Annotated in this window: 13 protein-coding genes and 1 tRNA gene; 7 read left to right on the top strand and 7 right to left on the bottom strand. The window is 43.8% G+C overall.

Going from position 1 to position 14,996, the window contains the following annotated elements; translation table 11 throughout:
• Positions 1-148: 148 nt before the first annotated feature.
• Positions 149-1,369 (bottom strand): arginine deiminase, encoded by a 1,221-nt coding sequence (gene arcA / locus AB4486_RS11905; protein ID WP_372117243.1) that lies wholly within the window; start codon positions 1,367-1,369, stop codon positions 149-151.
• A gap of 577 nt (positions 1,370-1,946) precedes the next feature.
• On the opposite strand from arcA, the gene rraB reads away from it, so the two are divergent.
• Positions 1,947-2,363, top strand: coding sequence for a ribonuclease E inhibitor RraB (gene rraB / locus AB4486_RS11900; RefSeq protein ID WP_017058930.1), 417 nt, complete (start codon positions 1,947-1,949; stop codon positions 2,361-2,363).
• Between the two features lie 125 nt (positions 2,364-2,488).
• Positions 2,489-3,283 (top strand): glycosyl hydrolase 2 galactose-binding domain-containing protein, encoded by a 795-nt coding sequence (locus tag AB4486_RS11895; RefSeq protein WP_017058931.1) that lies wholly within the window; start codon positions 2,489-2,491, stop codon positions 3,281-3,283.
• A gap of 49 nt (positions 3,284-3,332) precedes the next feature.
• Here the strand turns inward: AB4486_RS11895 and AB4486_RS11890 are convergent, their stop codons facing one another.
• From AB4486_RS11890 to pepA, 5 genes are all read right to left on the bottom strand, one after another.
• Positions 3,333-3,827 (bottom strand): GNAT family N-acetyltransferase, encoded by a 495-nt coding sequence (locus AB4486_RS11890; protein ID WP_017066666.1) that lies wholly within the window; start codon positions 3,825-3,827, stop codon positions 3,333-3,335.
• 47 nt (positions 3,828-3,874) lie between these two features.
• Entirely contained in the window at positions 3,875-4,279 is a 405-nt protein-coding gene (locus AB4486_RS11885) for a DUF2061 domain-containing protein (RefSeq protein WP_017058933.1), read from the bottom strand.
• Positions 4,280-4,507: 228 nt separating this feature from the next.
• Positions 4,508-7,381, bottom strand: coding sequence for a valine--tRNA ligase (locus tag AB4486_RS11880; RefSeq protein WP_372117241.1), 2,874 nt, complete (start codon positions 7,379-7,381; stop codon positions 4,508-4,510).
• Positions 7,382-7,483: 102 nt separating this feature from the next.
• On the bottom strand, positions 7,484-7,933 hold the full coding sequence (locus tag AB4486_RS11875; RefSeq protein WP_017066664.1) for a DNA polymerase III subunit chi: 450 nt from the start codon (positions 7,931-7,933) through the stop codon (positions 7,484-7,486).
• 99 nt (positions 7,934-8,032) lie between these two features.
• Complete coding sequence (gene pepA, locus AB4486_RS11870; protein WP_017058936.1) at positions 8,033-9,553, bottom strand: leucyl aminopeptidase; 1,521 nt, start codon at positions 9,551-9,553, stop codon at positions 8,033-8,035.
• Between the two features lie 192 nt (positions 9,554-9,745).
• Between pepA and lptF the strand changes: the two genes are divergently transcribed.
• Both lptF and lptG read left to right on the top strand, forming a co-directional pair.
• Positions 9,746-10,846, top strand: coding sequence for an LPS export ABC transporter permease LptF (gene lptF, locus AB4486_RS11865; protein WP_017058937.1), 1,101 nt, complete (start codon positions 9,746-9,748; stop codon positions 10,844-10,846).
• Positions 10,847-10,849: 3 nt separating this feature from the next.
• Positions 10,850-11,920 carry an LPS export ABC transporter permease LptG gene (gene lptG, locus AB4486_RS11860; protein WP_017058938.1) on the top strand — a complete coding sequence of 357 codons (1,071 nt, stop codon included), beginning with the start codon at positions 10,850-10,852 and terminating at the stop codon, positions 11,918-11,920.
• Positions 11,921-11,984: 64 nt separating this feature from the next.
• Here the strand turns inward: lptG and AB4486_RS11855 are convergent, their stop codons facing one another.
• Positions 11,985-12,461, bottom strand: coding sequence for an RDD family protein (locus tag AB4486_RS11855; RefSeq protein ID WP_102394274.1), 477 nt, complete (start codon positions 12,459-12,461; stop codon positions 11,985-11,987).
• Positions 12,462-12,655: 194 nt separating this feature from the next.
• On the opposite strand from AB4486_RS11855, the gene AB4486_RS11850 reads away from it, so the two are divergent.
• The 3 genes from AB4486_RS11850 (at position 12,656) to AB4486_RS11840 (ending at position 14,841) form a co-directional block, all read left to right on the top strand.
• Positions 12,656-12,740, top strand: a tRNA-Leu gene (locus AB4486_RS11850).
• A gap of 356 nt (positions 12,741-13,096) precedes the next feature.
• Positions 13,097-13,504 carry a VOC family protein gene (locus tag AB4486_RS11845; protein WP_017055297.1) on the top strand — a complete coding sequence of 136 codons (408 nt, stop codon included), beginning with the start codon at positions 13,097-13,099 and terminating at the stop codon, positions 13,502-13,504.
• An 83-nt stretch (positions 13,505-13,587) separates the two neighbouring features.
• A complete protein-coding gene (locus AB4486_RS11840; protein WP_017063746.1) occupies positions 13,588-14,841 on the top strand; it encodes an HD-GYP domain-containing protein in 1,254 nt (417 codons plus the stop codon).
• Positions 14,842-14,996: the final 155 nt, after the last annotated feature.

The raw sequence follows: 14,996 nt of genomic DNA, 5'->3' as shown, positions 1-14,996 counted from the left end.
CTTGCGTATATAGAATCAATGAAGAACTTAGTTAAACATAAAAATGCTATATTTGTGAATATTTATTTTATTAATTTGATAAAAAAGGCCAGTAAATGAATACTGGCCTAGATAAGACTATTGAGTCTGTTTGACTGAGCTCTTTGACTTAGATACCGTCTCTTTCGATAGGGCAACTCATACAGCGCGCGCCGCCACGACCACGGCCTAGCTCGTTGCCAGGAATCGTTAGAACTTCGATACCCGCTTTGTCGTATTTCTCATTGGTGTAAACATTACGCTCATAACCAATCACGGTACCAGGTTTCACTGTCAGTACGTTGTTAGCGTCATTCCACTGTTCACGCTCAGCTTCGTAGTTATCACCGCCGGTAGTGATGATCTTCAGTTGATCAAGGCCTAGTGCGCCTTCAATCGCTGACAGGTAGTTTTCAGCTTTCTCGACACGCATTTCGCCGTTTTCTTTTGGCGTTAAGCGCCAAGTGTCGAGGTCTTTACGAACGATCTCTGGATAGACAGAGAACGTGTCGATATCCATGTGTGTCATCACCGTATCAAGGTGCATACAAGAGCGGTGTTTTGGTAGATCGATCGCAATCACTTCGCTCGCTTGGCCTGATCTAAATAGGCTAGCCGCTAGGTTTTCGACACCTTGTGGTTTCGTACGCTCTGAAATACCAACCAGTACCGCACCTTTACCGATAACCAGAACATCTCCACCTTCAATATTCGCGTTGTCATAGTGAAGATCTTCATCACCAAAGTGCTTAATGAAATCTTGGCCTGCGAATACAGGGTGCCAGCGGTAAATTGCTCGCAAGTGATTCGTTTCTCGTTGACGAGCAGGCATCATCATAGGGTTAAGAGAGACACCGCCATAAACCCAGCAAGAAGTATCGCGGGTAAATAGATGGTTGGGCAGCGGCTCAATAACAAAATCAAGTGGGCGGTGCATCTTCGGTAGCATTGAAGAAGATTTAATAGGAAGCTCAGAGTAGGCTAAACCACCAAGTAGGATCGTAGCCAAGTGCTCATTGTCCATTTGAGCAAGGTATTCTCTTAAATCACGTGCGAATGTAGGGCCGTAACGGAAATCAGAGATTTGAGTAGTCAGTAGCCACTCACGAGCTTGAGCCACAGCGAGAGTCTCAACCAGTAGGTCATGCAGTAATAACACTTCAACGTCTTGGTTACGAAGTGTTGTCGCAAAGGCATCGTGTTCTTCACCTGCGGCTTCTACTGCAAGTACATCATCAAAGAGTAACTCATGACAGTTAGAAGGGGTGAGGTGGGTGAGTGCCCTTTCAGGTCGATTTAGGAGAACTCGTCTTAATTGACCGACTTCGGAGCCAACGTACAGCTTACTCATTTTGCATCCTTACTATTAATCCAGCGTCTATTTATGACAAGCTTGTTCGTAATATGCAAGTTTTGAAAATTGTGTAAAGGTTGTGTTATTTCTCAGTTATTGGTTTTTAATGCTAATTAATTGAAAATTAGCAATATTAAAATCCAATTGAAAGACTCAATGCTAGAACAAACTTTTTGCGGTTCTATGCTCAAATTTCAGTAATTCGATAATCCATTTTGCTTGGTGAACATGATTTTTCATTCAAAATTTATGCAATTATCTACTTTTAAATGAGATCTTATGCACCAATGAAGTGATCGTCAGTATGCATTTGATATGACTAACCACTCAGTTTTAGAGAAGTAAGGCGAAAAGTAACAATAAAAATGAAATGCTAAAACACACGTTGGTTAATAAAATGTTGAAAATTTGTTTCTGTGATTTTGATTTCACTTTTGAATTGATATTGGCGCTGCGATCTCGCGATAAACTTACCTTTCTAGGCCTGATCTGGGTGGCTTTTCTGGACGATCCGTGCCATATTTCGTGGCAATCAAATTTGATCTTTTCATAGTCAACACTCTGGAGCAGACACATGTCTCACGAAGATGAATATCTATCAGTAGCGGAATTAATTGAATTTCAAAAGGAAGAGACTCGCGACATCATTACAGCATTAATTGAAGATGGTAGCGATCCTGAAGCTCTATACGATATCGAGCATCACCTATTTGCTGAAGATTTCGATGTGCTTGAGAAAGCGGTTGTTGAAGCATTCAAAATGGGCTTTGAAGTGCTTGAAGCTGAAGAGACAGAAGACGAAGATGGCAATAAGCTACTTTGTTGTGATGCAACGATGCAATGTACTCTGAATGCAGAAGCGATTGATGAGCAAGTTGAGAAGCTTGTAAACCTTGCAGAGAAGTTTGACATTATCTACGACGGTTGGGGCACTTACTACGAAGGTGAAGATGCTATCTACCCAGACGAAGATGATGAAGGCGAAGAGTAATTCTTTCCCAATTTTAAAAAATGCCAGCCTCGAGCTGGCATTTTTTTACCCTCAGAAAAATAAATGTCTTTATATGCATTCATTCATTATAATGCGGTCAAAATTGATCTAGCTCAAGGAATGATATGCGGTTGCTTCTCGATGGTCTTTGGCAAATTTCGCCACTGACGGATCTCTCTATCCCACAAGATGACATCACCTTTCCGGCTCCGTTAAGCTCAAAGCTCCCTGATAGCTTGAGTGAAAGTCAAATTGCAGAGCAAGAGTGGCACCTGATGCACGACATCGAAGTGGATGACGCTATGTTAGCGTGTCCATTTGTTGAGTTAGTGATGGCTGGAGTCGATTATTTTGCTGAAGTTCGACTTAATGGTGTGGCTGTTTTTGATTGTGATGGTAGCCAAGCTGAATACCGTAAAGATATCCGTCCTTATATGCAGTCCGGCCGAAACCGTTTCGAGATCCTTTTCCTTGAAGAAGAGGAGAGCCTATTGCTTGAAGAAGACATGGATGACTCTGTATCTTCACAGGCTATCGCTAAATCTGATTCACGCATCGGGATTTGGCAAGCGCCATACCTGCAGTTCGTTCGAAACGTCAAGCTAGAGCAAGTTGTCACAGAGCAGATCTGGCACCACGGTGGTGGCTGTGAGTTTAAAGTGGATGTTATCTATCAAACGCTAAAGGCGGGGTTAGTATCGGCATCCATCAAGTTTAATGGTATGACTCTCGTGATGCCGATTGATGTACGCGCTGAACATACTGGCGTCGTGTTCCAGGTCGAAGCTCCTATCATTTTTGATATTGAGAATCCTAACCCCAAGTATCTATACCCATTAGAAGTGGTACTTGATGGGCAAGAAGAGAGTTCTTTTGTTGCCTTGAACCCAACTTCTTGCGTCAGTAACTTTCTACGTTAACTCCGTATATTTTAGCGTTATCTTCTTTCGCTATAGCGGCGCATTCTGCTTATAACGACTTGGCCATGACAACCTCACAAGCGTCGTGGCCTGTTTCTCCCCAAGCTGACTCAAGATGCTCAAACCCAAGCTTCTCATAGAGTTTGACCGCAGCACCCAAGCACTTCGTCGTTTCTAAATACATGTGTTGATACCCAAGTTGCTTGGCTTGCTTTAAGCTCAAAGCGACAATTCGCTTGGCTAGGCCATGCCCTCGAGTTTGCGGTAAGAAGTACATCTTTTGTAGCTCACACACATTGGGTTTACCTGCTAGAGGGGCAAAGCCACCGCCTCCGACGATCTTTCCGTTGTGTTCGATAACCCAGTACATTGCATTCGCTTGGCTATAGACAGAGTACATATCATCGAGTGTTGGGTCGGCTACGCCATAACCTTTATCTTCTGTGAGTCCATGCTCAGCCGAAACTTGGCGAATGATTTGTGCGATGCTTGGGTTGTCTTGCGGTGTAATGGGTCTAAGGGTGAACTCAGCAATTTGTTCCATGATCTGCCTATGAAAGGGTCACTAATATGTGACCCAATATATGGTGACTAAGCATGTTGGTGCAAACAGAATTGTTGTTGTGCCATTTGGTCGCCTGATTTACGTAACCAGACTTTCTCGTGGAAGTAGTAAGCAACGGTATTTAAAGTTGGCTCTAGCAAAGCCATCACGCCGCCTATGAAAGCATCTCCAGTCAACAAGTAGACAACGGTAAAGGCAACACTAAAGTGGATGGTAGCAAAGCTTGCTGTTTTTAATTTGGTCATCCACTGGCGAGCTTTAAGAGCTGGAACTTGAGCCCACGCCTTTTCATGAAAATAGAAGGCAACAGTATTCACAGAGGGCTCAATCATAGCGATTAAGCTACCAATTAAGATGTCGCCTGTTAGTACATAAGCGACACTAAATGCGATAGTAAAATGTAATGCAGCAAAGGTTAGTGTCTTTTTCATGATAATTACTCAGTCGTTGTGTTGTTTTGATAGGTCTATTATTGAGAATTATTATCATTAAGTATAATGGGAAGTAGAGATTAATTTGATAGATGAAACCTATCAATCAGTGCGGCTAGAGTGAGAAGCATTGGAATATTGGAATCAGGGACATAAAAAAAGGCTGGTCACCAAGACCAACCTTTCTATTTAGACCGAGAAGTTTGAAGCCTTCTCGTTCACTCGGTTTTAAAGCGCAGCGATTGTCGCTTTTTGCTCTTCAAGCTTAACAAGAGTTTCCTTGTAGCCTTCAAGCTTTTCACGCTCTTTCGCGATAACTGCTTCTGGTGCTTTAGCAACGAAACCTTCGTTACCTAGCTTACCTTCGATACGTTTAATCTCGCCGTGAGTCTTAGCGACTTCTTTATCTAGACGAGCAAGCTCTGCATCTTTGTCGATAAGACCCGCCATTGGGATCATCAACTCAGATTTGCCAACCAGTTTAGTTGCACAAGCTGGAGTCGCTTCGCCGTCTGCTAGAACTTTAATATCGTCTAGCTTAGCTAGAGAAGTAAGAACGATCTTGTTCGCTTCGATACGAGCGGCATCTTTCTCATCAGCAACCTTGATCATTACTTCTAAGCCTTGGCTTGGTGCAATGTCGTATTCCGCACGTAGGTTACGGATAGCAGTGATGAAAGTCTTAACCCATTCGATGTCGTCAACGATCTCAGCATTGAAGTTAGCTTCATTAAACTGAGGAAGCGCTTGAGTCATGATTGTCTCGCCTTCAACGCCGTCTACTAGCGGCTTAACGCTCTGCCAGATAGATTCAGTGATGTAAGGAAGAACAGGGTGAGCAAGACGCAGAGTCTTCTCAAGAACCGTGATAAGCGTGTAACGAGTCGCTTGTTGTTGAGCTTCAGTACCTTTCCAAAGAACAGGTTTAGTTAGCTCTAAGTACCAGTCACAGAATTGGTTCCAGATGAATTCGTAAAGCGTGTTTGCTGCCATGTCTAGACGGTAGTTGTCTAGGTGAGCATTAAACTCTTTCGCTGCAACTTCAAACTGAGACTCAATCCACTTATCGGCTAGAGAGAATTCCATGTTTGCACGGTCTTCTACAGACAGTGACATGCCACAGTCGTGCTCTTCTGTGTTCATCAGTACGTAACGGCTTGCGTTCCATAGCTTGTTACAGAAGTTACGGTAACCTTCAAGACGCTTCATGTCCCAGTTGATGTCACGGCCAGTTGAAGCCATAGCAGCAAGAGTGAAACGCAGTGCGTCAGTACCGTAGGGTTCGATACCGTTTTCGAATGTTTTACGTGTGTTCTTTTCGATCTTAGCAGCCAGTTTAGGTTGCATCATGTTGCCACAACGCTTCTCTACTAGCTCTTCAAGGCCGATGCCGTCAATCATGTCGATTGGGTCAAGTACGTTACCTTTCGACTTAGACATCTTATCGCCGTTTTCATCACGGATAAGACCTGTCATGTAAACAGTTTTGAAAGGTACTTGAGCCTTGCCATCTTCGTCTTTCACGAAGTGCATGGTCATCATGATCATACGAGCAACCCAGAAGAAGATAATATCAAAACCAGATACTAGTACTTCAGATGGGTGGAATGTTTTCAGTGCTTCAGTATCTTCAGGCCAGCCTTGTGTGCCGAACGTCCAAAGTGCAGAAGAGAACCAAGTATCCAGTACGTCGTCGTCTTGCTTAAGCACAACAACAGGCGCTAGGTTGTTCTTTTCACGAACTTCTTCTTCAGTGCGACCTACGTAAACTTTACCATCGTTGTCGTACCATGCTGGGATACGGTGGCCCCACCAAAGTTGACGAGAGATACACCAGTCTTGTACGTCACGCATCCACGCGAAGTACATGTTTTCGTACTGCTTAGGTACGAATTGGATTTGACCATCTTCAACCGCTTTAACTGCAGGTTCTGCAAGAGGTGCTGTGCGCACGTACCATTGGTCAGTCAGCATTGGTTCGATAACCACGCCACCACGGTCGCCGTAAGGGACAGTCAGGTCGTGATCTTTGATCTCTTCAAGAAGACCAAGCTCATCGAATTCAGCAACGATAGCTTTACGTGCAGCAAAACGCTCCATACCTTGGTACTTAGCAGGGATACCTGTTGAGTAAACATCGCTTTCTTCGCCGTTAGTCGTGAAGACTTCAGCAGCATCACGGATATCAGCATTGAACGTTAGGATGTTGATCATTGGTAGGTTGTTGCGCTTACCCACTTCGTAATCGTTAAAGTCATGAGCTGGAGTGATCTTCACACAACCCGTGCCTTTTTCCATGTCTGCGTGCTCATCGCCTACGATAGGGATAAGACGGTTTACAACAGGAAGTAGGATTTCTTTGCCGATAAGATCTTTGTAACGAGGATCTTCTGGGTTAACAGCAACACCAGTATCGCCAAGCATGGTTTCAGGACGAGTAGTCGCAACAACGATGTAGTCTTTACCATCTGCCGTTTTAACACCGTTCGCTAGCGGGTAGCGGAAGTGCCACATGAAACCTTTTTTGTCTTTGTTTTCAACTTCAAGATCCGAGATTGCAGTGTGCAGTTTAGGATCCCAGTTTACTAGACGTTTACCACGGTAGATTAGGTCTTCTTCGTATAGACGAACAAACACTTCTTGAGTCGCAGCCGATAGGCCGTCATCCATAGTGAATCGTTCACGATCCCAATCTACAGATGCACCAAGACGACGAAGTTGTTGAGTGATCGTGCCACCTGATTCGCCTTTCCATTCCCAGATCTTGTCGATGAAAGCTTCACGGCCGTAGTCGTGTTTTGTTTTGCCTTCTTCGGCAGCAATCTTACGCTCAACAACCATTTGAGTTGCGATACCTGCGTGGTCAGTACCCACTTGCCAAAGCGTGTTTTTGCCTTTCATACGTTGAGCACGGATAAGCGTATCCATGATCGTATCTTGGAACGCGTGACCCATGTGTAGGCTGCCAGTGACGTTCGGTGGCGGGATCATGATGCTGTAAGCTTCTTTTGATGTGTCACCGTGTGGCTTAAAGTAGCCTTTCTCTTCCCAAGTCTTATACAGAGCTTGTTCGATTGATGTTGGGTTGTATGTCTTTTCCATAGTGCTCTTAAACGGATACTGTGAATGGTTAATCGTGGTCAAACTTCATAAGTGAAGCTTCTTGAATCTAAATCCAAAGATAGCTTTAACTATGAGGTTTGACTATGGATGTTGAATCTCGATAGTTTGTAGCTGATATCTAGCTTGACGGTAAATTTTATACCTTTCTCGAGCGAGTTGCTTAGCTTTTTCTTCGCAAGGGACGAAGTCTATCACCTGAGCAAAGGCGTTCGCAAAGGTTGTATGATTATCGGCCAGATTAATTACTAGCTGACGATTCCAATTATGTTTTACGCCTTGATAGCCAATTTCGATGTTGGTTGAATACTTCGGGCCTTCGCCAACCAAGTTGTGCGCAATAAAATCACAGGGTTCGACTTGCCAGAAAACTTCAGCAATACGCTCGGCATGCTCTTTGTCATTACAGTTGAGATAAAGTTTAGCGCCTTGTTTTGCAAAGTGCTGAGCAAGAAACAGCACATAGTGAGCAAAACCATCTTCGCTGGCTTGCGGGCTGTCTGAAGGCACAATGTAAAATGTAGCAGTCTGCATACTTAATACTCGAACTGAAAATCGTGGATATCAATGTTACTTGGTTAACAGGGTCTAACAAATAGCGCTTATTAAAAAAGGGCCCGTAGGCCCTTTTTATTATTTTGAAGATTGCTCTTCAGTCTCTTGGCCGCTGCGGTTCAATAAGAATTGGACTAGCATTGAGACAGGACGACCTGTCGAGCCTTTCGCTGCGCCTGACTTCCAAGCTGTACCAGCACTGTCGATGTGTGCCCAGTGGTACTTCTTAGTGAATTTAGACAGGAAACAACCAGCAGTGATTGTGCCGCCAGGACGGCCACCGATGTTCGCCATATCAGCGAATGGGCTGTTTAGCTGCTCATGGTACTCGTCTGCCATTGGTAGACGCCATGCACGGTCACTTGCTTGCTCTGAAGCATTAACAAGTTCGTGAGAAAGTGGGTTGTGGTTCGATAGAACGCCACTGATGTGGTGACCTAGAGCGATAACACATGCGCCAGTTAGCGTAGCAACATCGACAACACAGTCAGGTTCAAAACGCTCAACGTAAGTTAGAGCATCACATAGAACCAAGCGACCTTCAGCATCAGTGTTGAGTACTTCAACCGTTTGGCCTGACATTGTCGTTAGGATATCACCTGGACGGTAAGCATTGCTGCCCGGCATGTTTTCACAACCGGCTAGGATACCAACCACGTTAATAGGCAGGTTCAGCTTAGCCAGTGCTTTCATTGTACCGAATACAGACGCCGCACCACACATGTCGTACTTCATCTCATCCATGCCTTCACCAGGCTTAAGCGAGATACCGCCTGAATCGAAAGTCAGACCTTTACCTACTAATACAATCGGCTTCGCATCTGGATCCGGAGCGCCTTTGTATTCCATGATAGACATCATCGATTCATTTTTAGAGCCACGGCCAACTGCTAGGTATGATGTCATACCCAGTTTTTCCATCTCTTCTTCGCCAATGATCTTAGTCTTCACTGTCTCGTAATCGTCGGCTAAACGACGAGCTTGAGAAGCAAGGTAAGCAGGGTTTGCGATGTTTGGTGGCATGTTGCCTAGATCTTTAGACGCTTTTACACCTGAAGCAATAGCAAGGCCGTGAGAGATTGCTTTCTCACCCAGGCTCAATTCGCGACGTGTTGGTACATTGAATACCAATTTACGTAGTGGGCGACGAGTCTCTGGCTTGTTGCTCTTGAATTGGTCAAATGTGTAAAGACCATCTTTAGTCGCTTCTACCGCTTGGCGAACTTTCCAATAAGTGTCGCGACCTTTAACGTGAAGTTCTGTAAGGAAACATACAGCTTCCATAGAACCTGTTTCGTTTAGTGTACTGATGGTTTTTTGGATAATTTCTTTGTATTGACGCTCGCCTAGCTCACGTTCTTTACCACAGCCTACCAGTAGAACACGTTCTGAAAGTACACCAGGTACTTGATGCAGTAGTAGCATCTGGCCAGGTTTACCCTCTAGATCACCGCGACGAAGCAGTGAACTAATGTAGCCATCGCTAATCTTATCTAATTGCTCGGCGACTGGAGAAAGGCGGCGCGGTTCGAATACACCGACAACGATACATGCGCTGCGCTGTTTCTCTGGGCTGCCACTTTTTACACTGAACTCCATGCGTACTCCTACATCCTGAAGACAAATCGAACTAAATGTTAGATAATGGGTTCTTACTTGTTGGATCCTATAATGGAACTAACCTTAAAGAAGAACGCTAACACTTAGCTAAAAATTTAAAAAAATAAAAGGTTCAACGGGAAATTATAGTGATTCAATCAAAAAAACAAGTTTTGTATAGGTAATTTGAGCGTGATTATTGTTAGATATTTGATCCGCGAGACAATCAAGAGCCAATTTGCGATCTTTTTTGTTCTCTTTCTCGTGTTTCTCAGCCAAAAATTCATCAGTGTTTTAGCGGATGCCTCTGATGGTGATATCCCTGCGAGTCTTATATTGTCGATTGTTGGCTTAAATATGCCAGCGATGGGCCTATTGATGCTTCCACTCAGTATCTATATTGGTATTTTGCTTACTTTTGGCCGCCTTTACGCTGAAAGTGAAATAGTGGTCATGAACGCCACCGGTATCGGTAATAAATTCCTGATCCAATCTGCGCTTTACCTCGCTTTAATTACGGCATCTGTTGCAGCCTTTAACTCATTTTGGTTATCTCCTTGGTCACAAGACAAAGTTGAACAAATGTATGAAGAAGTAGCTGCAGAGAACAGCGTTGATTTGCTACCAAAAGGTAAGTTTGAAGGTACGCCGGATGGCTCTTCTGTCGTGTTTATTGATGATATCGACGGTAATAAGTTAGAAAACGTGTTCGTAGCTCAAATGCGTCCGCGTGATTCTGTACTGCCAAGTGTGATGTTCTCGAAGTCAGGTGATGTAAAAGAGCTCAGTGATGGTCGCCAAGTGATCGTAATGTACGATGGTACTCGTCATGAAGGCATTCCGACTCGCCTCGACTACAGGGTGACGCACTTTGAAGAATACGAAGGCCTGATTGGTCAGCGTGAAGTTGAGAAGAAAGGTCGAGACTGGGAAGCGATCCCTACGCTTGAACTGATTGGTAACTCAAATAATAGTGCGAAAGCAGAGTTGCAGTGGCGTATTTCTTTGGTACTTTGTATTCCATTGTTGACCATGCTTGTCGTGCCACTGTCTGCGGTAAACCCTCGACAAGGTCGTTTTGCGAAAATCGGCCCAGCAATACTGATTTATCTCACCTATTTCTTAGCAATCAGTGCAACCAAGTCTTCAATCGAAGAGGGGAGCATTCCTGCGGTAATCGGCATGTGGCCAATCAATGCGTTATTGTTATTTGTCGCGATTGGTGCCAACTTTATGGATAGCGTGCCAGTAAGGCGTTTGAAAGAAAAATTCAAGAATAAGAGGTTGGCTTAAGCCGTGTTTAAGATTCTCGATTTATATATAGGCAGAACCATCATCGCAACGACGTCACTGGTATTGGTGACGTTTGTTGGTCTCTCTGGGATCATCAAATATGTAGAACAGCTAAGAAAAGTTGGCCGTGGTACATACGATCTATTACAAGCGCTGTATTTCGTTTTATTGAGTATCCCTCGTGATATCGAAATGTTCTTTCCAATGGCTGCATTGCTTGGCGCATTGATAGGGCTTGGTATGCTTGCTGCAAGTTCTGAGCTTGTCGTTATGCAGGCAGCTGGTTTCTCTAAGTTAGATATCGGCCTATCAGTACTTAAAACAGCTATTCCACTGATGATCGTGGTGACATTGCTTGGTCAATGGGGAGCACCGCAAGCGCAGAAAATGGCTCGTGATTTAAGAACTATCTCGATTGCTGGTGGTAATATTATTTCGACGCAAAGTGGTGTCTGGGCTCGTGATGCCAATGACTTCATCTTCATTGTCAAAATCGATGACCAGAAGCTATATGGAATGAACATGTGGCGCTTTGATGAAAACAAGGCACTTAAAACCGCTATTTATTCTGACGAAGTTGATTACGTTGGAGACAACGTGTGGACGATGAAGGATGTAGAGATCACGTCTTTTGAAAACGAACTTCAAATTACTAAAGAAAGTTTACCGACTTACTCTTGGGAAACGTCATTAGCTCCAGATAAGTTGGCGATAGTAACGGTTAAACCAGAAGAGCTATCGTTAAGTGGGTTGTATGATTATGTTTCTTATCTGAAGGCGTCAGAGCAAGATGCATCACGCTATGAATTGGCGCTGTGGAGAAAGATAACCCAGCCAATTTCGATCGCGGTTATGATGTTGATGGCACTGTCGTTTATCTTTGGTCCTTTGCGTAGTGTGACCATGGGTGCGAGGATTTTGTCAGGTGTTATTGCTGGCTTTACCTTCTATATATCCAGTGAGTTCTTTGGCCCAGTGAGTTTGGTTTATCAAATACCACCCGCCTTTGGCGCAATAGCCCCGAGCGTGGTGTTCCTTGGAATTGCCATCATGCTCTTGAGGCGGAAACTGTAAATAGTAAAAAGGAAGGCATAACGCCTTCCTTTTTTGATCTTGATTGGAGCTAACTTAAATCACATTATCGTGCTTGTGGTAACACAACGACTTCGGTCTTTGCCCAGATATCGTGAAAGCCACGTTTTTCAGGATCGAATGGAACACATAGGTTTGCCAGTCCAAAACCTGAAGTACCTAAACGAATCAGCGCCTGAGTTACTGTGAGCGCTGAGCCATCTTTGTTTTGAACGCGCAGCTTCCAAGCTCTCATGCCGAGAGTTTGACCAGCTCTAGTCCAGAAGAACACGAAGAAATATACCCAAACGGCGACTAAGTAAAAGGTATATGCAGGGCTCCAAATCGGATGGTTGGTTAAGAAGTCACTAACATCGGCATAACCGCTGTGGTTAAAAATGCCGAGAGCCATGAGCGCGTGCAGTAGAGCGACAATGACGCCAGCCGCCAACATTTCAATAGCGATTACGATCAGAGCGTCGTAGAACAAGGCACCAAATCGGCGCATGACTCCTGCTGGTGGCAGAGTGTTTGTTGATGTCATGTGTTATTACTTCTTTAAAAATTGAGGCGTCAGAATATAGTTTAAGGCTTAGCCTGAAAAGAGACATGACGCACAGCTTATGACTTAGTGGCGAAATTATCGGCAAACACACATGAATTCAAGTTTTTATACTTGCCACATCAGTTCGCATACGTATAATGCCAAACATCGAAAGGGCAATGCCCCAAGATAATGCCGGTATGGTGAAATTGGTATACACGACGGATTCAAAATCCGTTGCCTTCGGGCGTGGCGGTTCAAGTCCGCCTACCGGTACCATATTTAAATGACAAAGCCTCGACGAAAGTCGGGGCTTTGTTGTATCTGGGATATAGGAAGCGTTGCCTTCGCGGTGGCGGCAAGAATGCCTGTCCAATCAGTCCGCCTATCGGTACCAAACATAGAAAGGTCGCTTTTATAGCGACCTTTCTATGTTTTGGACGTATGTGAATTTGAAATCCGGCGTGTCGTTGCAGTTGCTCTTCAATCAGACAGATCTTGATGTTTCACTCATAAATCTCATAATTTCCCTTCGCTATTCGATCTGATAATGAATTAATTATCTTAAATCATGATGTTACCTGTCATTCTCTTTTCTATTGTCTATGTTTAAAGGACTAACAGAGGAGATAGATATGCTGACAGTAACCCCTTACTTGTTTTTTGATGGTCGTTGTAATGAAGCGTTGGATTTTTATCACAAGTGCTTTGGTGGTGTGGTTTTATCTAAGCAGCTTTTTAGTGATGCACCACAGGTAATCGAGGGCGCTCAACCTGATTGGGTTATGCATGCTGAGTTCGAAGCGTTTGGTATGAAGCTGATGATGTCTGATGGTGTTAAGGCAAAAGAACTTGAAGGCAACAATCTCGCTCTCTCTCTTGTGACTGAAGATACCGCGACTCAAGAACAAATCTTTGAAAAGCTCAAGAAGGGAGGGCGGATAATGACTCCACTCGCAGATACTTTTTGGGGGGCTCGATTTGGCAAAGTAGAAGATAAATTCGGTATACGCTGGATGGTGCACTGCGACTCTTTAAGTTGAGCCTGTGAAATTGGATAGTGAAATTGCTGCTTGGTTTTATTAGAATTATAAATAGAGATTAATCATCAATATTATATATAAAAATGGGCAGCATAAAGATTACCGTAGATCGCATTCAGCCCGGTCTGCATATACGACTCCCCGTAAAATGGAATGAACACCCATTTTTATTCAACAGCTTTAAAATCAAAGATGACGCTCAAGTAAAAGTAATTCGACATCTTGGGATTAAGCACGTCTATATAAACCTGAGTCAAAGTGATACCTCACCTTTACCTGTTAATCACGTAGGTGAACAAGAAGTCGATATTGATTCACAGGTAAGCCTTGAAACGGAAAGAATGTGGAAAGATAAGCATGAGCGTATCGAAACCCTTAGCTCTTACCGCCGCAGGGTGAGTCATTGTGAGAGAGAGTTTGAACGTTCGCTTGCTCGAATGCGATCTGTGATGACCAAGATCCGTAACAGACCTTTAGATGCGGTAGGGGAGGTTAAGGCTCTTGTTGATGATATCGTTGAAACTCTAGTGAGCGATGATAACGTCACCTTGCACCTTATGAATGCTAAAGCAGATTTCGAAGATATTTACTTTCATACTCTAAATGTTTCGGTTGTTGCACTGATGATAGGAAAGGCCAAAGGCTATAACACACAGCAATTGAAAGACCTCTCATTCGCAGCGTTGTTTCACGATGTAGGCAAGATCAAAATACCAGTCGCGATACTAAGAAAGCAGAGTGCACTAACGGTGCCAGAAGAGAACTACCTGAAGCTTCATACTAAATACGGTGCGGATATTGTATCGGCAATTGATGACTTTCCTGAAAGTGCTAAAAAGGTGATCGCTCAACATCATGAGATGAATGATGGTTCTGGCTACCCCGAGGGCTTAAAAGAACATGAGATTGATGAATTTGCCAAGATAGTCGCCGTGGCTAATGCATTTGATAACCTTTGCCATGGTAAAACGCAATCTCAACAAATGATCCCGTATTTGGCACTGTCCCACCTATATAAGAGCTGCAAGCATCTATATAGCCAAGATAACTTGGGGCTGTTAGTTAAGTTCATGGGAGTCTATCCACCAGGAACTGTAGTACAGCTTTCAAATGACTCGATTGGGATTGTGATATCCGTTAACGCTAAACATATGCTTTATCCAAATGTACTTATCTATGATCCTAGCGTGCCAAGAACCCAAGCTCCGATCATTGACCTCTTTATTAAAGAGATCAAAATCGTTAATGCCGTTCATCCAAGCAAATTACCTGAACAAGTTCGAGAGTATCTAAACCCTAGGGCTCGTTTATCTTACTTTTTTGATAGTGGAGAGTAGTTATCCACAGGTCGTTGTGGGTAATTTGTTCGAAACTTGGGGTGAAAGTGGTATAAATAAGCCCTTGGTTGAAATGTCTTCGCTTAACCTCTTTTTTTAATAAAAAACGCATTTATTGCTTGCCAATATGAGCGGCATCTCTATAATGCCGCCTC

Source organism: Vibrio sp. 10N.222.55.C6 (genome assembly GCF_041473395.1).
Taxonomy (GTDB): domain Bacteria; phylum Pseudomonadota; class Gammaproteobacteria; order Enterobacterales; family Vibrionaceae; genus Vibrio; species Vibrio crassostreae_C.
Note: the sequence above shows the minus strand (reverse complement) of the source record. Positions and strands in the feature narration are given on the sequence as shown.